At 66.6% G+C, this 17665-nt stretch carries 17 protein-coding genes and 3 pseudogenes; 10 read left to right on the plus strand and 10 right to left on the minus strand.

Annotated elements, in window-relative coordinates:
* Positions 1–219: 219 nt before the first annotated feature.
* Positions 220–564: a hypothetical protein gene (locus ABZW18_RS31580; protein ID WP_356194180.1), complete on the minus strand. Its 345-nt coding sequence runs from the start codon at positions 562–564 to the stop codon at positions 220–222.
* 46 nt (positions 565–610) lie between these two features.
* Here ABZW18_RS31580 and ABZW18_RS31585 point away from each other — a divergent pair, with 46 nt between their 5' ends.
* Positions 611–961, plus strand: coding sequence for a hypothetical protein (locus ABZW18_RS31585; RefSeq protein WP_356194182.1), 351 nt, complete (start codon positions 611–613; stop codon positions 959–961).
* On the opposite strand, the gene ABZW18_RS31590 is transcribed toward ABZW18_RS31585, so the two are convergent.
* The 6 genes from ABZW18_RS31590 to ABZW18_RS31615 form a co-directional block, all read right to left on the minus strand.
* On the minus strand, positions 950–1339 hold the full coding sequence (locus ABZW18_RS31590; RefSeq protein WP_356194183.1) for a hypothetical protein: 390 nt from the start codon (positions 1337–1339) through the stop codon (positions 950–952). The genes ABZW18_RS31585 and ABZW18_RS31590 overlap by 12 nt on opposite strands.
* Positions 1340–1575: 236 nt before the next feature.
* Positions 1576–2013, minus strand: coding sequence for a hypothetical protein (locus ABZW18_RS31595; protein ID WP_356194185.1), 438 nt, complete (start codon positions 2011–2013; stop codon positions 1576–1578).
* Positions 2014–2070: 57 nt separating this feature from the next.
* On the minus strand, positions 2071–2454 hold the full coding sequence (locus ABZW18_RS31600) for a toxin Doc (protein WP_356194187.1): 384 nt from the start codon (positions 2452–2454) through the stop codon (positions 2071–2073).
* A 2-nt stretch (positions 2455–2456) separates the two neighbouring features.
* Positions 2457–2711: an antitoxin MazE7 gene (locus ABZW18_RS31605; RefSeq protein WP_356194190.1), complete on the minus strand. Its 255-nt coding sequence runs from the start codon at positions 2709–2711 to the stop codon at positions 2457–2459.
* Between the two features lie 644 nt (positions 2712–3355).
* Positions 3356–3817 carry a hypothetical protein gene (locus tag ABZW18_RS31610; protein WP_356194192.1) on the minus strand — a complete coding sequence of 154 codons (462 nt, stop codon included), beginning with the start codon at positions 3815–3817 and terminating at the stop codon, positions 3356–3358.
* A gap of 59 nt (positions 3818–3876) precedes the next feature.
* The gene (locus tag ABZW18_RS31615) at positions 3877–4803 is read right to left on the minus strand and encodes an LLM class F420-dependent oxidoreductase (RefSeq protein WP_356194193.1); all 927 of its coding nucleotides are present in this window, start codon (positions 4801–4803) and stop codon (positions 3877–3879) included.
* A 763-nt stretch (positions 4804–5566) separates the two neighbouring features.
* Here ABZW18_RS31615 and ABZW18_RS31620 point away from each other — a divergent pair.
* The 4 genes and pseudogenes from ABZW18_RS31620 to ABZW18_RS31635 all read left to right on the plus strand — a co-directional run.
* Positions 5567–6379, plus strand: a complete 813-nt coding sequence (locus tag ABZW18_RS31620) for an SDR family oxidoreductase (protein WP_356194195.1) — start codon at positions 5567–5569, stop codon at positions 6377–6379.
* 238 nt (positions 6380–6617) lie between these two features.
* Positions 6618–7577 (plus strand): amidohydrolase family protein, encoded by a 960-nt coding sequence (locus tag ABZW18_RS31625; RefSeq protein WP_356194197.1) that lies wholly within the window; start codon positions 6618–6620, stop codon positions 7575–7577.
* Positions 7578–7859: 282 nt separating this feature from the next.
* The gene (locus tag ABZW18_RS31630) at positions 7860–9260 is read left to right on the plus strand and encodes an NADP-dependent succinic semialdehyde dehydrogenase (protein WP_356194199.1); all 1401 of its coding nucleotides are present in this window, start codon (positions 7860–7862) and stop codon (positions 9258–9260) included.
* An 89-nt stretch (positions 9261–9349) separates the two neighbouring features.
* A pseudogene (locus ABZW18_RS31635) lies at positions 9350–9541 on the plus strand (aminotransferase); the annotation flags it as partial.
* 102 nt (positions 9542–9643) lie between these two features.
* Here the strand turns inward: ABZW18_RS31635 and ABZW18_RS31640 are convergent.
* A complete protein-coding gene (locus ABZW18_RS31640) occupies positions 9644–10129 on the minus strand; it encodes a YciI family protein (RefSeq protein WP_356194201.1) in 486 nt (161 codons plus the stop codon).
* A gap of 270 nt (positions 10130–10399) precedes the next feature.
* On the opposite strand from ABZW18_RS31640, the pseudogene ABZW18_RS31645 reads away from it, so the two are divergent.
* Positions 10400–11206 (plus strand): annotated as a pseudogene (locus ABZW18_RS31645) (aminotransferase class V-fold PLP-dependent enzyme); the annotation flags it as partial.
* A 339-nt stretch (positions 11207–11545) separates the two neighbouring features.
* On the plus strand, positions 11546–12169 hold the full coding sequence (locus ABZW18_RS31650) for a transposase (protein ID WP_356194203.1): 624 nt from the start codon (positions 11546–11548) through the stop codon (positions 12167–12169).
* Here ABZW18_RS31650 and ABZW18_RS31655 read toward each other — a convergent pair.
* The gene (locus ABZW18_RS31655) at positions 12063–12947 is read right to left on the minus strand and encodes an AraC family transcriptional regulator (RefSeq protein WP_356194206.1); all 885 of its coding nucleotides are present in this window, start codon (positions 12945–12947) and stop codon (positions 12063–12065) included. The two genes, ABZW18_RS31650 and ABZW18_RS31655, sit on opposite strands and share 107 nt — an antisense overlap.
* Before the next feature lie 547 nt (positions 12948–13494).
* On the opposite strand from ABZW18_RS31655, the gene ABZW18_RS31660 reads away from it, so the two are divergent.
* The 3 genes and pseudogenes from ABZW18_RS31660 to ABZW18_RS31670 all read left to right on the plus strand — a co-directional run.
* Complete coding sequence (locus ABZW18_RS31660; protein ID WP_356194209.1) at positions 13495–14289, plus strand: hypothetical protein; 795 nt, start codon at positions 13495–13497, stop codon at positions 14287–14289.
* Positions 14290–14698: 409 nt separating this feature from the next.
* Positions 14699–15751 (plus strand): PhlD, encoded by a 1053-nt coding sequence (locus ABZW18_RS31665; RefSeq protein WP_356194210.1) that lies wholly within the window; start codon positions 14699–14701, stop codon positions 15749–15751.
* Positions 15752–15862: 111 nt separating this feature from the next.
* A pseudogene (locus ABZW18_RS31670) lies at positions 15863–16070 on the plus strand (NCS2 family permease); the annotation flags it as partial.
* 100 nt (positions 16071–16170) lie between these two features.
* Here ABZW18_RS31670 and ABZW18_RS31675 read toward each other — a convergent pair.
* Positions 16171–17665: DUF885 domain-containing protein (locus tag ABZW18_RS31675; protein ID WP_356194212.1), on the minus strand; the 1495-nt coding region annotated here is incomplete at its 5' end.

The raw sequence follows: 17665 nt of genomic DNA on the forward strand, positions 1-17665 counted from the left end.
CCTGACGCCTGACCGCCCGCTGCCACCTCGACAACCAGGGCCGGCAGCCCGCCGCCTGACCGTCTCGCGGTGGCTTCGGCCGCCGCCCACCCCACACCCTCCGCAGGCACCCTTGGAATTGATCATCTAGGCGGACAGTTGGAGCTGGATGTAGGCGCCCGTTGCGCGGTCGTCCGCCGCAGTAGCAAGAGTCGTCCAAAATGCTGAGATGAACGCAGATCAGTGGTCAGTGGCGGTATCGGTCCTAGCGCTCTTCGCTGCGCTCTGGGCGATGAAGTACTCGCGCGACCAGGCCCCGGTCACATAGCGTTGCCGCGGAAGCGCAACGGATCGACCGGCGCGCCTCGACCGCGTCGCCCGGGCGTCGACGGTGTCCAGGTTGATCAGCGAGACGGTGCACGTCCGGTCGTCCCAATAGCCGCGATCGGCGCGCACCAGCTGTGGCCCGCCATGCGGGCCGGTCGGCAGCCACCGGCGCAGCAACCCATCGGCGCCCTTGCGGCTGTCCGGCTGGTCGTTCCGGCGGGTGGGGGGCGACCGCCCCGGTGCTGCTGGCAACGTCAAGTGGCTGGCTGTCGGCGTACGGCATCCGCGCTACCACCAGGAGCCTGTGGCCGGGCAGTTGATGGTGGTCTTCGCCGAACCGCGGATGCTCTTCGCCGGCGCCGAGCGGGTCGGGGACCGCCTGGCGGTGCTGCTGCTGCTTCACCTGCTCTGGCTGCGGGTGCTGGAGACCGACCTTGCATCGAGCAGCGCGGCCGCCCGCTCCTGGCGGCCCGCGGTTTCGCCGTCCCGACAGGCCGGGGCTGCGGCTGCGCACCCAGGCCGACGGGGGCCTACCTGTTCGCCCGACGTCGAGGGCGTGACCCTGCTTCTTCAGCGGACGAGTCTCCAGCAAAGGACACTGGCGCTGTCACGCCGGGCTACGCCACGTCGGTTCTCCTCGCCGTTACCGGCGTGACCGCGACACAATGCCGACAAGGTGAGCGACTGACTGTTTCTCAAGGCGGCCCAGCGGAGGCTGAACCTTGCCTTGGCTGTGCAGCTCCAGGATCTGCACGCCGATCTGCGCAAGTTCCTCTGCCTGCCGGCTTGTGACTCGCACGTCCTGCTCTACAAATCCGGTGATCGCCTTGATCTGGTCAAGCGTGTCCTGATCATAGCCTTCAGGAAGTTCCAGGGACTCGGGCGGGACACAACTGGCTGCACAGTGGGCAATGATGTACGGCGGGCACGAAATGAACCCGTCAGTGATCCGTGAGACGAATCCAGTCGATTGCGCTCGGAAGCTCATTGCGACGTCGGGATGGACTATTTCGTTCGGTGTGAATCCGCTCATGTAAACGTCTACCTCCGGTTATGTGTCGCGATTCTATGGCCCCTCGCCGTGACCCGTTGCCACGCCCGTGGGTTTAAGGTCCGGCGGTGCATCGTGACGGCTGTACCACCTCTTACCGGTTCGTTCGCGGGTATACCCCGAAGATCCGACCAGGTTTCCAACCGCCTTAGTGTTGACGTCACGGGAAGCGGTACATGGCGCTGACCTGTCTGGCCGGGGCCGTTGAATATTACAGGTCACCTCATCTCTCTGGCTGCCTTCCAGGCTGCGGGTGCGTTCTCTGCTGCTGCCTGCCGCAGCCAGTCCGGGGCCTGCTTCTCGCTGTCGAAGTCGACCGTGCCTGTCTGCTGCCGGGAGCCTGGGGGGCATTTTCCCCAAAGTTTCGCTGACCAGCGTGCGTACCACTCATCGTCCGGGTCCCTCGGGTCCCTGGTCCATGTGTATTCGATTTTCACATCGCGCGGGAACACGGAAATATCTGCGAGAGATTTCGGATTGGAAACCAGGTCCGGGTTTTCCGTTTCCAGCAGGACAACACATTTGTACCTCTCGAGGGTTTTTTTGAGGTTCATTCCTCTCCGTCCCAATTGTTGGTTCGCCGCCCGGCGGAGCGCGCCGAGCGGTCCGTGACCGTCCGGCCATCCGGAAGCGTCGCCGATCTCCGGTCCAGCCATCCTCGGGTGCCTGGCGTGCGCTGGCGGCCACGGGAATGGCCTCGTGACCGCCGGCGCCTAGACTCCCCCGGTGCTCCACGAGCGCAGCCGGTGCGCGATGTCGTACACGTCCAGCCTCAGCGCGCGGACGTCGTCGATGAGTTGGAACCAGAGCTCGGGTTGGCGGTCGACGGTCTTACCCGAGGCTTCGAGATAGGCCACGGCGACCCCGTAGCCGAAGGCTTCGTTCCGGAAGGGCAGCGGCCTCATCAGAACAATGGCGTCGAGCAGCGCGGCCGCCCGCCAGTAGGCATCGGGGGTGTCCACGTCCAATTGGGGCGTGTTCACCCGGTGGCGTGCCACCGCGGCGACTAGGCCGGAGTAGTCACGCACGTCGAGTGCCTTGCCGAGCACCCGCTCCTGCCGGTCCAGGAGCCACCGGATGTCGATGTACAGCTCCAAGATCAGGCCGCCCGGCTGCTGCTGTGGTCGGCCGGGGCGCCGCCATAGCGGCGGTCGAAGGCTTCCAGGACATCCGGCGAGAGGGCGTCCTCGAAGCTAGCCGTGGCCCTCATCAGGTGCTTCTGCGCCTCAGCTTGCTCGGACAGCCGCGCGAGGTAGGCACGCACGCTCATGCCTTCCTCGGCGGCCAGCGCGGTGAAGCGCCTGCTGGTCTCGGCGTCCACGCGGACGGTCGTAGTCATAGTGTCACCACCCATGGGTAAAGTATGCACCCCTGACTACTCCCGCATCTACATTCGGTGCAAGAACGGCTCTGACCCGCGGTTACTCGGCCGCCGTCCGTGTAGCAGGGGTGGCCTCCTCGAACCGTCCGAAGAGCGGTACGGCGTCCAGCGGGTCGTGCTCGCTGACGTCACTTGTGCCGTCGGGCCGGTTGTATACGTCATCGGCGGCGGAGCCCGCGTTGACCTTTGGGCACAGCGTGGATGTAGGCCAGGTGAGCCCGTACCTTGCCCTGCTGAACTCGCAAAGTGGGCCGACCCGCCGGGATCGTCGGGGGGCAGGCTGATCGGACAGGCCACCCACGTCCAACCCTTGTACCTGGCCGGGTCCGGCCTGGTGGGTAGCTGCAACCGCAGCAGCGTCCGGCCTGGCTCATCGACCCGTTCGATCACGGCTTGTTGCCCGTCGCAGGCCGAGAGCAGCAGCATCCGCGCTGTCTGAGGAGCCGCTTCCACCTCGAACAGGTCAGCCGGCAACCGGTCGTGCTTCCGCTCGAACTCGGCGACCTGCCAGGTGCGACGTCATCGCCCGGCGTCCTTGGGGGCGGCGGCGACCACAAATGCTGCTGCCGAAAGCTGCGTGACCGTCCGCGTGCCAGACGTTCGGATCTCTCGGCTAATTACTGTCGCGTCCCAAGTCGGCCTAGGTCAATCGGACCGGGGCTTCCCGGCTCGAAATACTCGGACTCGACTTGCAAGCTGTACGGGGTATGGCGATATCCTGGGGAAGTGAAAAACCACATCAGCGTATCCACGCTGGTGGAGTATGTCACATTCGTTCCTGGCAGCAGGCGAATTCCTTCCCCGGGGCCAGCTGTGGCTTCCTGACCATCGTCGGTCTGGATGGTGAGTTCACCCCAGGCAATAGCCAGATACTCGACCATCGATATGGTCAGCGAGTTGCTCGACTCAGGTCCATAATGGCAGTACCCCATCGCCACGTTAGACCGATCGATGCCGGGGATTAGTTCATCGATTAGGTCATCGAAAACGTCTCCGACGTATATTTCCCCTTTGGATACCCCCTCGGCGACTTTTCTCCATGTTGAGTCGTTCGGGCCGAATTTCACTATGGGAGGCACCGGTGCCTCCTTTCTGGAAGTGGAGTGTGACGTCTTCTCGATGTGATGCGGCCGGTCGGCTAGGCCGTGTCCGCCAGTTGCTTCATCATTTCGAGGCTTTCCACCCACCCTTCCAGTGACTGTCCGGCGGGCGAGAATGTCGGGTCGAAAGTGATCTCATTGACCACCCCGGTGTCGCGAAGAGCCGCGATGTCTTCTTGCACCTGACGAGGGGAGCCGAAGAAGATGGGGCGGCCCTCCCGGGGAAGGGGTTCGTCTGTCACGTTGAGGATGGCCCTGTACACCACCTTCAGTGCGCTGGGGTCACGGCCCGCCTGCCGGGCGGTTTCCCGGATCATCTCCATGGACTCGACCACAGCAGCGGGGGGGAAGACGGCCGGGTTCCAGCCGTCGACTGTCGCTACCCGCTTCATGGCCGCTGGAGTGTAGGCGGCCAGGTAGATGGGCGGGCCAGGCTGTTGGACTGGCTTCGGGCCGACATTGGACCGTGGAATCTGATAGTAAGTCCCGTTGAATTCGACTGGGTCCGGGCCCCATACCGTCTTGAGGACTTCCAGGACCTCGTCGATGCGCTTCGCGCGATCCATTGGCACACCGAGCGCGTCGTGTTCGTCTTTTGAGAATCCTGCTCCCAGTCCGACGACGACTCTTCCGTCCGAGAGCTGGTCCAGGTCGGCCAGCTCCTTGGCCAGCATGAGCGGTTTGCGGTAGCTGGCGACGAGGATGCTCGTCATCAGGCGGATCCGTGAGGTTTTGGCGGCGGCCCAGGTCAGAGCCAGCAGGGGAGAGTAGACGTTGTTGTAAACGTCGGGCCAGGACCCGTCGGGGGTCGCGGGGTAGGGGGTCTGGGGCTCCAGGGGGAGGAGCACGCGCTCGGTTGCAGCCACATGGTGGTAGCCGAGTTCCTCGGCGCGCCTGGCGATGGTTTCGATTGCCTTGGCGCTGGCAGCCGGTCCGATGTGTGGGAGTGAGAACCCTAGCTCCATGGGTGTGTACCTCATCCTTCTTGAGTGCGATCTCGGCCGAGATTGTGGGGCGCCGAGTTCCGGGTCCGCCGGGGCCTGACGGGCACGCTCGGGACGCCGAGTGCGCGGCAGTTGATGTCGGCGTGGCCTCCGCGGCCGGCTCCCACGTGCTCGGGAGCCTCCAGCGGCCCAGAGGGCTGGCGGTGACCTCTCCTCCCTGCCCGATGCGGACTGGGGGCCGCTGTGGCTCTCGCTTGAGCCGTTGCCACGGATGTCTGAGGTAAGCCTGGCCCTCATCCGACTCGCGTGGTAAGCGGCACGGCCACAGTAGCCGAAGCTTGTCGAGTGTTACAAGGTCAGATGTCAAGTAATTCTTACATCTCAGCGGCGTACGAGTGGCCCTAGAAGCCTGATGATCAGCTAAATCGGTCGAGAAACTACAGGTCACAGCTTGATCGCATGCGTGTAAGCCACCCGGCCCCCACTACTTGACATACTCTGACGACACACTGAGCATGTAAGCATTACTGAACATCGCCAGGCGTCCTGGACGGATGTGGACGACCGTTCCTCCTGATTGTCCTGCTGGGCCATAGCACGCGTTTGAGCCACACCATGGGAAACAGCGAGAGCTTCCCATGGTGTGGTCGAGGCGCCGCCTTCTGCAGCGACCCACGACGAAAGGCCGCCCTAACCGGCCGCTGCGCCCCACCCGGCCCCCAACCGGGAACGCGTCGCACGCTGCCACGCCCCCTCGCCCGGCGGTTGGAAAGGAGCAGCACACATGCCATCCATAGAGGGCCACATAGATCTCCAGCTCAGAGGCAAGTCCGGGATCGTGACCGGCGCCAGCTCCGGAATCGGCGCGGGCACCGCCATAATGCTCGCCGCTGCTGGTGCCCGCGTCGTCCTCGTCGGCCGCGATGCCGACCACCTGAACGACACCGCCAAGAAGATCAAGGAAGCTCACGGCGAGTGCATGGTGATCCGCGCGGACATCACGGACGAGGGCGCCGCCGAGCACATCGTCAAGGCCACGGTCGACACTTACGGCGCCATCGATTTTCTGATTCATAGCGCGGGGATCTACGACGAGAGCCCGATCACCGAGGCAACCCGCGAGGAGCTGCTGGCGCACCTTGCGGTACACGTGGTCGCCCCGCTGGAACTGAGCCGTGAAGCAGTGCCCCACATGCGGGAAGGGGCCTCGATGGTGCTGATCGGCTCCAACCTGGTCCACTACGGCTACCCGGGTGGCGCGGTCTACGCGGCCGCGAAGGGTGCGGCCGAGGCGCTCGCCCGTACCCTCGCCGTCGAGCTGGGGCCGCAAGGCATCCGTGTGAACGTCGTTTCTCCTGGGCCCGTCGATACGCCAATGAGCGCGGGGATCAGCGAGGACCCGGAGATCGAGGGCGCGGTCATCTCCGAAATCCCGCTCGGACTCTGGGGCAAGGCCAGCGACATCGTCAACGCGATTGTGTTTCTCACCTCTAACGCGGCCAGCCGCTACACCTCCGGCGGCACCCTGGTCATCGACGGCGCCCGGTTTCTCGGGCAACGGCCGCCTGCGCAGCACCCGGAGACGAGCGCCGCATGACGGCGGGACAACACGGACCCATGTCACAGAGAGCGCGCATGATCGCGTCGATCGATAGGGACGAGCCGCATCACGGCTCCCCCGCTGTCATGGCAGCAGGCGGACCAGACTTCCCCCAATGTCGGCCTCCGGCCACCGATGAACGTCACTTCGTCCAAACAAGCCGACAGTCGCGCCGGCGATGCGATCGACGAGCTGCTCCTCGGCCTCGGCCCCGGCCTCAGCGGGAGCTGACATCATGACGGCCGACGTCCACACCCACGTCATCCCGAAGCCTCTCCTGGCCCGGGCACACACCCGCGACGGGCTGTTCGGTGTCCGCGAAGTCGACGGCTTCATGGTGCACCCCGGGGGCTTCCGAGCGCCGCTCACCCCGGCCTTCCACGACCCCGACGTGATCCTGGCCCGCATGGATCAGACCGGCGTCAGGGTGTCGGTCCTGTCAACGTCGCCGATGATGTTCTTCTACGGCGAGGAAGCCCAAGCCGCTGCGGAATACGCTCGCGCCGCCAATGAAGGTCTCCGCGACCTCATCAGCCACGACGACCGGCTGCACGGGCTGGCCCACCTCCCGCTGCAGGCCCCGGACCTCGCAGCTCGCGAACTGGAGTATGCCGTCAGGGAGCTCGGGCTGCGGGGAGCTCAGATCGGCACCAACGTCGGGAGCCTCGCCCTCACGGACGCGCACCTCGACCCCGTTTTCAAGATGGCACAGGGACTCGACGTTCCGCTCCTCTTGCACCCGTATTTCGACGGGCCCAAACCCGGGCTCGAGGACTACTTCCTCACCAACACCATCGGCAACCCGATGGAGACCGCTATCGCTGCAACCAAGCTGATCCACGCCGGCGTACTCGACCGGTGGGACAAGCTGAAGTTCATCCTCGTCCACGGCGGCGGTCACCTGCTCTACCAGCTGGGCCGACTGGACCACGCCTACAAGGTGGTTCCGGAGAACCGGAAGAACATCGCTGCGCCGCCAAGCGCATATCTTCAGCGGTTCTGGTTCGACACGCTGACGCACGATGATCTCGCGCTGCAATTTCTGATGGGACGGGTCGGGCCGGAGCGACTGCTCCTGGGAACCGACCTGCCCTACAACATGGCCGACACCGAACCGATGGCCCGGATCCGCCGGGTCCGGCAGAACCTTCCCGACATCCTCCGCGAGAACGCGCGCGCGCTGTTTTCCATCTGACCACACGTGGCGCATGGTCAGCCGCGGTCGCCGGTCGGTGGCGTCCGGCCCACGCCCGGCGGCATCCGTACCGGGGATGCACGCGCGTGGACCCCCAGCTCCACGAGTCGATCCCACCGACCCACCGCAGAGCCACATCTCCTGAGAACCGCCGCGGCCCCCTCAACGAGGAGGCGCCGTACGACATCACACCACCGTCAGAGAACCGCCAGAGAAGGCCTGGGAAGCGGGCGACCAGGGCCTATCCCACATGCCGTCAGCGCCCGTCGAGGAGGGATTCCCGTGCCGATCGCGACCGTCAACCCCACCACCGGGGAAACGCTCAAGACCTTCGACGCACTCGACAACGAGGAGATCGACGCCCGCCTGCACCGCGCCCAGCGGGCGTTCCAGGAGCACCGACTGACATCATTCGCCCGGCGCGCCGAACTGATGCGCAGCGCCGCGGAACTGCTGGAAGCGGACCAGGACGACGTCGCCCGCACCATGACCCTCGAGATGGGCAAAACCCTGAACGCGGCCCGCGCCGAGGCCGCCAAGTGTGTCAAGGCCATGCGCTGGTACGCCGACCACGCCGAGGAGCAGCTGGCCGACGAGCGCCCACGGTCCGCCGACGTCGAGGACTCCGGCGCCGCCCAGGTCATCGTGCGCTACCGCCCCATCGGCCCCATCCTCGCGATCATGCCGTGGAACTTCCCGCTCTGGCAGGTCCTACGGTTCGCCGCCCCCGCCCTGATGGCCGGGAACGTCGGGCTCCTCAAGCACGCCTCGAACGTCCCGCAGACCGCGCTCTACCTGGAGGACCTGTTCCGCAGGGCCGGCTACCCCGAGGGCTGCTTCCAGACGCTGCTGGTCGGCTCCGACGCTGTCGCGGACATCCTGCGCGACCCCCGGGTCGCCGCCGCCACCCTCACAGGCAGCGAGCCGGCGGGTCGCGCCGTCGCCTCCATCGCGGGTGATGTGATCAAGAAGACCGTCCTCGAGCTGGGCGGCAGCGACCCGTTCCTGGTCCTACCCTCCGCCGACCTCGACCAAGCTGTGCGCACCGCCGTCACCGCCCGCGTGCAGAACAACGGCCAATCCTGCATCGCCGCCAAACGCTTCATCATCCACACCGACATCTACGACGCCTTCGTCTCACGCTTCGTCCAGACCATGTCGGCCCTGACCGTCGGCGACCCAATGAACGAGTCAACCGACGTGGGACCACTCTCCACCGAGCACGGCAGACGCACCCTAGAGGAATTGGTCGACGACGCCCGGCGGCGCGGCGCGACAGTCCTGTGCGGCGGCCGCCGGCCCGAGGAAGCCACCGCGGGCTGGTTCTACCAACCCACGATCCTGGCCAACATCACCCCCAAGATGCGCATCCACCACGAAGAAGCATTCGGACCCGTGGCCACCCTCTACCGCGCCACCGACCTCGACGAAGCACTCCAACTGGCCAACGACACCCCCTTCGGCCTCAGCTCCAACGTCTGGACCCAGGACGCCGCCGAACAACAACGCTGCGCCCGCGACCTCGAGGCCGGAGGCGTCTACATCAACGGCATGACCACCTCACACCCCGGATTCCCCTTCGGGGGCGTGAAGCGGTCGGGCTACGGGCGCGAACTGGCCGGCCACGGCATCCGCGAGTTCTCCAACGCCACGACGATCTGGCAGGGCACGCCCGCGCCCTGACCCTCGTCCTCTATCTATGCGGGAGCACTTCAAGTCGACAGCCGGTGCATCAGCGTCCCCTCGGAGATCCTCGACCTCGCCGCCCCGTGGAGAAAGCCCCCAGCCTCTTCTCGTACGTCGCCGCCCGGCACTCCCTCGACCTCGTCGAGGAGCTCGGACCGGAGGCGATCCACGCCCACGACGCCGCTCTCGCCGACCGGTTCCGCACCGGCCTCGCCGGACTCGGACTCGGGCTCGGCCACGAGCCCGTGCCGGCGCCGGGGTCGCCGACCGTCGCCCTCGGTGCTCCCGCAGGCGGAAAACCAGGTCTCGGAGGAGACCTTGCGGTGCCGTGTGGTGTGGGAGGGGTCCGGGCGACCCGGACCCCTCCCCGATCGAAGCGTTCAGGCGGCCAGGCTCGACTGATCCGCCCAGATCTCCCTCACGGTCTGGCGCTGGCGGTCCAGCATCTGCGCCGCGCTGCGCCCTCGCTCGCTCCACCGCGCCGCGTTGGTGGCGAGCAGGGCCTCATCGTGCACGTGGTTGATCCGCACCTCGACGCGCTCGAAGGGCACCTTCTCGGCCCACTCGACTGCCTCGTCGAAGCTCTTCACCTCGAGCACCATGTAGCCGATGAGCTGCTGCTGGCCGGACGGCCCGTCAGTCTGCCCGTCCTGCCGCTCGCCGCGCACCACCGTGGCCTTCTGAGTGAGTGAGATGTCGGAGTCGGCGATCATGGGCACTCCGGCTTCCCTGAGGTCCGCCAGATACTCGCCGAACGTGGCCATCTTCTCGAGCTTGGCCTCGTCAGAGGCGTTCCACCAGTCTTCCTCGGCACCGTAGATCAGCACGATGGCTTCCATGGGGTCCTTGAGACCGCGACCGCACATATTGATTCTCCTTTGCATTTCGTCGGTGTGGGGGGCCGAATCCGGCCACCTTGACCGGAAGCCCGATTGGTGAGCGAGCGTACGATCAGGCCGGGGCAAGTGACGCCGACACGAAAGACCCTCTGCGCGTTCGGTAAAAGTCCCTGCGGAAAACGTAAAGCCTGACTACGCACAGGAGGTCCCTGATTACGCCTATCGCCGAATCCAGATGGGTGACAGTCGAATTCCATCGAAGGTAAGCAAAGGACAGGGAAGATCTCGTTGAGGGGCATGGAGAAGACCGAGTTCGCGCGGCAGACGACGTATCTCAACACCGCCTCCAGCGGGCTCATCCCCGCCCGTTCCGTCACCGCGATGCGCGCAGCCGTCGAGGACGCGGCCGCGGGCAAGCCGCAGGAGGGCTTCGAGGCCGTCGAGGCCTCCCGCGCCACGTACGCCCGCCTCTCTGGGGCGCCCGTCACCCGCATGGCCGCCGGGGCCTCGGTTGCCGTGTACGCCGGACTGATCGCGACCTCGCTGCCCCTCCGGCGCGGAAGTCCTCGTCGTCCGCCGCGACCTCACCGTGCGCAGCGCGTCGCTCGAGACTTGGCCGACGCCGTACGCCCGTCCACCGCGCTCGTCGCCGTCAGCGCCGCCCAGTCGGCGGATGGCCGGGTCGCGGATCTGGAGGCCGTACGGACCGCGGCCCGCGCCCACGGGGCCCGTACGCTCGTCGACTCCTCCCAGGCGGCGGGCTGGCTTCCGCTCAGCGCCGCCGACTTCGACTACACCGTGGCCGTCGCCTTCAAGTGGCTGATGTGCCCGCGGGGCGTCACCTTCCTCACCGTCCCCGAGGACCTCGGCGCGCTCACGACCGTCTTCGCTGGGTGGGTCGCCGGCGAGGAGCCCTGGGACAGCTGCTACGGACCGGTCGGGCAACTCGCCCGATCCGCCTGCCGCTTCGACGAGAGCCCCAGCGTCTTCTCGTACGTCGCCACCCGGCACTCCCTCGCGCTCGTCGAGGAGCTCGGACCGGAGACGATCCACGCCCACGACGGCGCTCTCGCAGACCGGTTCCGCACCGGCCTTGTCGGACTCGGACTCGCATCCGGACCTGGGCACGAGCCCGCGGCCGGCAGCGCGCTCGCCGCAGTTCAACAACCCAGGTGAGAAGGGCGATTGCGACCGCTGCGGTGACGCCGTGGGCCTTCCCTATACAGAGGGAGAAGGGGTATGGAGGTGGCTGCGCGCGACGCGGTGGAACCCTCCCTTGGCCGCCACAGCCAACGCGGAGCGCCGTCAGCCGGCCTGTCCTCGCAAGTCGTTCACCGAGCAGATCCCGCAGATCCCGGCTGGCGCCCGGCTGACCGGGAGGCTGCGGAGTGCGGCCGGGCGCCGGATCCGGGACGCCGGCTCCACGGTCATCCAGGCCGCCCAGTGCACCTGTCCTGGCCGACCGTGATGTACGCCTTCAAGGCCGCCGCCCGGCAGGTCGTCGAAGCACCGCTGCCCGAGGTCGAGGTGCTGGGCATCGACGAGACGCGGCGCGGACGGCCCCGCTGGGAACAGCATTCCGACAGCGGCAAGTGGCAGCTGACCAGGGACCGGTGGCACACCGGGTTCGTCGACGTACACGGCTGCGGCGGGCTGCTCGGCCAGGTCGAGGGCCACACCGTCGCCGACGTGCTGGCCTGGCTCGCCACCACACCCCTGACCTGGCGCAAGAACGTCCGGCACGTCGCCATCGACATGTCGGCCACCTGCCGCGCCGCCCTGTGCACCGGCCTGCCCCACGCCACCGTCGTGGTCGACCACTTCCATGTCGTGCAGCTCGCGAACACGATGCTGTCCCTGGTGCGGCGCCGCACCACCGCCGAAATCCGCGGACGACGCGGACGCGCCAGCGACCCGGAATGGAAGGCTCGCAGGCGTCTGCTGCGCAACCGCGAGGACCTCACCGACGAGCAGTTCGCGAAGATGTGGAACCCGCTGCTGGACGAGGGGAAGATCGGAGTATGCGCCCTCGATACGCCGTCGGGGACTCGGCAAAGGCACGTTTGAATGCGGTGTCGAAGCGGGACAGGGAGCCGAAGCCGCACGAGCATGCAACCTCTGAGATCGTCAGCTCTCGGTACCGAGGGTCTGCGAGACGCTTTCGCGCCATACGCAGCCGAACCTCCCGCAAATAGTCACGATATGTCGTGCCGTGAGCTGCCAGTGCCAATTCGATTTGGCGACGTGACCAGCCGTTTGCCTTGGCCACCATGTCCAGATTGATTTTTTGATTTCCGGCATTCTCCCGTATGTACTGGCATATAGTTGAGCCGGTTTCGGCGAGGCGGCTTGCGGAAGTCGTCGGGCGGTTTTCGCTGGCGACAGCCAGGCACATCAACTCGGCAAGGTGTCTGCAGGTTTCGTCGAGTTCTCTCTGGGAGAGGTCGTCACGGTGCTTGTGGACACTCAGCAGCCCGTCCAGGACGACACTGCCCAATCCCTGCCACATGGGGACCGCACAGTTGACCGGCTCCTTAAGGTTGAGGGGGTCATCCAAGACCTCGCGTCGGATGCGCATGAAAATGCCTTGGGTTGGCTCGTGAATTACTTCAAAAGGCAGGCTGGGCGTCATCAGCACGCCAACACCGGGCCCGAGCTGCATTTCCTGGTCAGCTGTTCTTGCCAGAAGCGTCCCTCGCGTGACCACGAAAAGCCGGTAATCGTTCGGATGCCGGTTCATGTGCAGCGCCGTGCGGCACATTTCAGTCAGTCCGGTCTGCCGCGGGTCGACTCTGCCTTTCACGGGCAGGACGGTGGTCGGCGAACGCCGAACCTCATAGCTCATCTGGCAAACCACCTCCGGACTCTGCCGGACGGTGCTTGTCCTCGACCGCTTGAAGGCTGCTCGACCTGATCGGGGTCGGTGATGTCGCACCCGGCGCCGAGGGTTGTCTCGGGTGGTCCCGCGGACCGGTGGGTGACAGCGACCTTGTCGTCCTGTTCGGCAAAGGTCGCCGCAGTCGCGCGGCCGATGCCACGATGAGGCCTGACCGGCTCATCTCATCTCCCTGTCGCATCCGGTGGGCCTCGGCCGTGCGGCCGAGGTATGCGCGGGGCGGTGTCAGATTGGGTAGGTGCGTCGGCCGCGCCTGGCGGGTGCGGTACGCATCCGGGAGGGGCCATCAGGCACTGCGCATGCCCGTTGAGCACGCGTGGTTCCCGGCCGTTGACCTTTCGATCACCTGCCCTGATGCTTGCGGAGACGTTTCCCCTTTTCCAGGGGCTGGTTTTTACCGGCTATGAAGCGTGCTTCAAAAGACTGCACCATGAGATTCAACAGGATGCACTAGGCGCGAGGAGCACCAGACCGAGAGGGCGCTGTGGCAAGGACGGTGAAGCGGAAGATACTGCTGCAGCGGCTGCTGACAGACCGGCGGGCCAAGGTGAACCCGGCCGACTTCGGCCTGAGCAGCACGAGCGGAAGCGGTCGGCGGGCGCCGGGGTTGGCCCAATGCCATATCGACTACCTGCTCAACCCCGGATCGAGGACGTACGAAAAGTTCGAGCGCGGGAAGATCGAGAAGCCGTCCGCTGAATACATGTACGCCGTCGCGAAACTCCTGTTCAGCGCCGGCGCCTTCTCTGAGGACGACTGGGTGACTTTGTGGGCCTTCGCCCGGCCCGGGGAGCGTCCCCCATACCCTCTGGACCCACGAACAGACGAGGTCCTCCTGAACTCCTGGCAAGAGCTCCTGGACATCGTGCCCTGCATCGCCTACATCACCGATGTGGCGTGGAACGTCCTCTGCTACAACGAGGCCTTCGCCGAGGTGTTCGTCCATGGAATACCAGAGAACATCATGCAGTACATGCTCTCCGATGAGGGCCAGAACATCCTGGACGACTGGGAGCACAGCTGGGCACCACCGATCCTGTTCAACCTGCGCGCGACGGCCGCGGCCCAACCGCACGCCACTCTCCAGCGTCTGGTCGACCGCGTACTCAAAGACCCGATCACCTGCGCGATCTACGAAGGCGATCAGCGGACCCGCACCCATCCCGACGGCGACATCCGTCCTTTCAACCACCCCGAATATGGCAAGGGAATGGTCCGCCTGAACGCGGGCAGCGCAGCTGGCGCCCCGGGCTCACGCCTGATCTTCATGCGGTTCGATCCCGCCTCCTGAGCATCGCATGGCGTCAATCACCGAAATCGGACATCCCCCGGCGTCCGAGCGCCGCATCGGCACCGTTCAGCCGCATGGCAACGCCCCGAGGGCCGCACCCACTCCACTGAACGACGCTGAGACGAAACCGTTGGACAGCGACCTACGAACCTGCCATCCCCTGACGGTGCGGATCGTGCTCGGGCTCCCACACGTGACATAAACGCAGGCATCCCCTCGCCATGCCATCGCACTCCCCCGCAAGCTGGCTCAACGGCACAGCGGGACCTGTGGCCGCCGCGGCCGACAGCAAGCCGCCATCGGATCAACGTGGTTCGCCCTCGGTCTGGCCGCGATCCCCCACGCCATCAGACGACAGTGAACGCGCTGAGCACCAGCTGCTCAGCGAACAACACCTTGGGGAGCCCCTTTGGCCTTCGTACGGCGCCCGACGGTCGCCCTCGCCAAGAATCCTGTCAACACCGAAGAGATCTGCGACGACATCATTCGACACCATCCCGAGCACCCGCAGTTGCCAGCGATCCTCCGTGTCATAGAGAACATCCACGTCCAGCAGCGCCCGTTCGTCCGGCCCCTGAGGGAAGTCGCACAGACCCAAACGTTCGAAGAACGCAATACCTGGGCGATCGACGGGCTGACCGAGCTCGCCGAACGCGCCGCCCGGCAAGCTCTCCACGACGCCGGACTGCACCCTCGCGACATCGGCGGCCTCATCACCAGTCACGCCACCGGCCTCGCGATTCCCGGCCTCGACGTGCGCCTGGTGAACAGGCTGGGCTTGAGGCCGACCGTGGACCGGGTGCCGATGACTCAGCTCGCCTGTGCAGGGGGAGCCCACGCCCTCGGCCTGGCAGCCACCTTGGTCAAGGCCCTCCCCGAGAAACCGGTCCTGGTCGTTTGCGCCGAGGTACCCAGCAGCAGCGTGTACCAACACACAGACACCGATCTCCCCTCGATGATCTTCAAGTCCCTCTTCGGGGATGCCGGCACAGCGGCCATCGTCACCAGCACCCCCACCGGGCCCGGTATCCGCATCGACGACTCCTGGAGGTACCTGCTCCCGGACAGCGCCGACTACTACAAGCTCCAAACCAGTCAGCACGGCTACCACTTCCGCTCCACCCGCGACGGATTTAAGGCCGTCCCGAAGATCATCCCTCACCTGCGGGCCTGGTTAGACGGACACACCCCCGGCTGGGAACCGCACTTCGCCGTGGCCCACCCCGGCGGACCCGCCATCCTCGAGGATCTCACCAAAGAACTGGGCGCCCCCGAGCACCTCTTCCGCCACTCCTGGGCCAGCCTGCAGCAGAACGGCAATCTCGGCGGCGGCGCCGTCCTCGACGTCCTGGCCCGCACCCACGCCGACCCGCCCCCCGACGGAGCGCAAGGTCTCATGATCGGCTTCGGGCCCGGCTTCGCCACCGCCGCATGCCGCCTAACCTGGGTATCTACCCCGTAATCCAGGCCCCAGCTCGATCGCGCGAGCGGCACCCATCGGCCGTCTGGTCAGCACTCCGTCAGACGGCCGCTCACCCCCCGCGCCGCAGGGCCGGTCGACCGCTGGTTCCGAATCAGCAAACGCGGATCCACCCTCGCGCGGGAGATATGACGGCGGCTTCGCCACCATCTTTTCGGCCACCGCCTCTCGGGACCGCAGCTGGTCACCGCCACCGCGCGAGTGGCGGCCGTGATGACGGTCGCCATGGGCGTCGGCGGGAACCTGCCTCTGGCCATCGCCGTCCGGACTCGGGCTCAACGCCGTCCTCGCCTTCCAACTGCCGGTGGGCGGACCCATCGGCCAGATCCGACAGCCGGCGCGATGCCGGCCCACCGGCCTGAGGGGGAACGAGATAGGAAGCGCCTCGGGCTTCCTCCGCCTCAGAGGCGGGAGAGTTCCCTGACGAGGTCGTCCAGGCCGAGTGAGCCCAGGGAGAGTGCTGCCATGTGCCATTTCTTCTGGTCGAAGTCGGCTCCGTGTGCCGCGCGGGCGGCTTCGCGGCCGGTGAGCCAGGCGCGCTCGCCGAGCTTGTAGCCGATGGCCTGTCCGGGCATGCCCAGGTAGCGGATCAGCTCGCTGTCGACGAAGTCCGCTGGGAGGCCGCTGTGTATGGCGAAGAACTCGCGGGCCATCTCGGGTGTCCAACGTTCGCCGGGGTGATAGGGCGAGTCCTGAGGGATCTTCAGTTCGAGGTGCATGCCGATGTCGATGATCACGCGTGTGGAGCGCATCATTTGCGCGTCGAGGTAGCCGAGCCGCCGCTCGGGGTCAGTGAGGAAGCCGAGTTCATCCATGAGCCGCTCCGCGTACAGCGCCCAGCCCTCGGCGTTCGCGCTCACCCCGCCGACCCTCGCCTGGTAGCGGGACAGCTGGTCGGCGATGTGAGTCCACTGGGCGAGCTGCAGATGGTGCCCGGGCACGCCCTCGTGGTACCAGGTGGTCGTCAGATCGTAAACGGGGAAGCGGGTTTCGCCCATGGTCGGCAGCCAGGTGATGCCGGGGCGGGAGAAGTCCATCGACGGCGGGGTGTAGTAGGGGGCCGCGGCGCCGCCGGGCGGGGCAATCCGCGACTCGACCCGCTTGACCCGCTCGGCGAGTTCGAAGTGCGTGCCGTCCAGGGCCTGGATCGCCTCGTCCATCAGCCCCTGGAGCCAGAGACGCACCTCCTCGACGCCCTCGATGTGCTTGCCGTGCTCGTCCAGGTGCTTGATGGCCTGCCAGGGGGTGGCCGCACCGGGGAGGATCTTCTCGGCCTCGGTGCGCATCTCGGCCAGCAGCCGGTGGTACTCCGACCACCCGTACGCGTACGCCTCGTCGAGATCCAGGTCCGTGCCGTTCCACAGGCGCGACCAGCGGGCGTAGCGCTCGCGGCCCACGACGTCTCGGGCGCCCTCGACCGCGGGTGCGTACGTGTCGCGCAGCCAGTCGCGCAGATCCGAAAAGGCCCCGGTCGCGGTGGCAGCCGCTGCATCGAGCTCGGTGTGTAGCTCCGTCGGTCCGGCGGTGGTGAACTCCGCGAACCAGCTGCGGTCCTTGCCATCCGTGCCGATCCACTGGTCCAACTGCCCGATGACGGTCTCCACTTGCCGGGGGCCGGCGGGCAGCTTGCGTTCGATGCCCTCGGCGAGCGAGGCGCGGTAGCCGGCCAGGGCTGCCGGGACGGCGCGCAGCCGCTCGGCGACCGCCGCCCAGTCCTCCGGGGTCTGCGTCGCGCTGAGCGTGAAGGCGGTGCGGACCGAGTGCACGGGCGAGTGGATGTTGCTGACGGCCCGCAGGCCCTCGTGGGCGTCGTGGACGGCGAGTTCGGCGGTCAGCCGCTCGCGCAGCAGCCGGGCGCAGCGGCGCTCGGCGTCGCTGTCGCCGCCCGGCCAGGCC

This window comes from Streptomyces sp. NPDC004647 (assembly GCF_040609575.1).
Taxonomy (GTDB): domain Bacteria; phylum Actinomycetota; class Actinomycetes; order Streptomycetales; family Streptomycetaceae; genus Streptomyces.

What these genes read in the sequence shown, in the direction of transcription:
- ABZW18_RS31590 (WP_356194183.1), bottom strand. Translation starts at nt 1,339, where the DNA reads ATGAGCGGATTCACACCGAACGAAATAGTCCATCCCGACGTCGCAATG.
- ABZW18_RS31595 (WP_356194185.1), bottom strand. Translation starts at nt 2,013, where the DNA reads ATGGCTGGACCGGAGATCGGCGACGCTTCCGGATGGCCGGACGGTCAC.
- ABZW18_RS31605 (WP_356194190.1), bottom strand. Translation starts at nt 2,711, where the DNA reads ATGGGTGGTGACACTATGACTACGACCGTCCGCGTGGACGCCGAGACC.
- ABZW18_RS31615 (WP_356194193.1), bottom strand. Translation starts at nt 4,803, where the DNA reads ATGGAGCTAGGGTTCTCACTCCCACACATCGGACCGGCTGCCAGCGCC.
- ABZW18_RS31620 (WP_356194195.1), top strand. Translation starts at nt 5,567, where the DNA reads ATGCCATCCATAGAGGGCCACATAGATCTCCAGCTCAGAGGCAAGTCC.
- ABZW18_RS31625 (WP_356194197.1), top strand. Translation starts at nt 6,618, where the DNA reads ATGACGGCCGACGTCCACACCCACGTCATCCCGAAGCCTCTCCTGGCC.
- ABZW18_RS31640 (WP_356194201.1), bottom strand. Translation starts at nt 10,129, where the DNA reads ATGTGCGGTCGCGGTCTCAAGGACCCCATGGAAGCCATCGTGCTGATC.
- ABZW18_RS31655 (WP_356194206.1), bottom strand. Translation starts at nt 12,947, where the DNA reads ATGAGCTATGAGGTTCGGCGTTCGCCGACCACCGTCCTGCCCGTGAAA.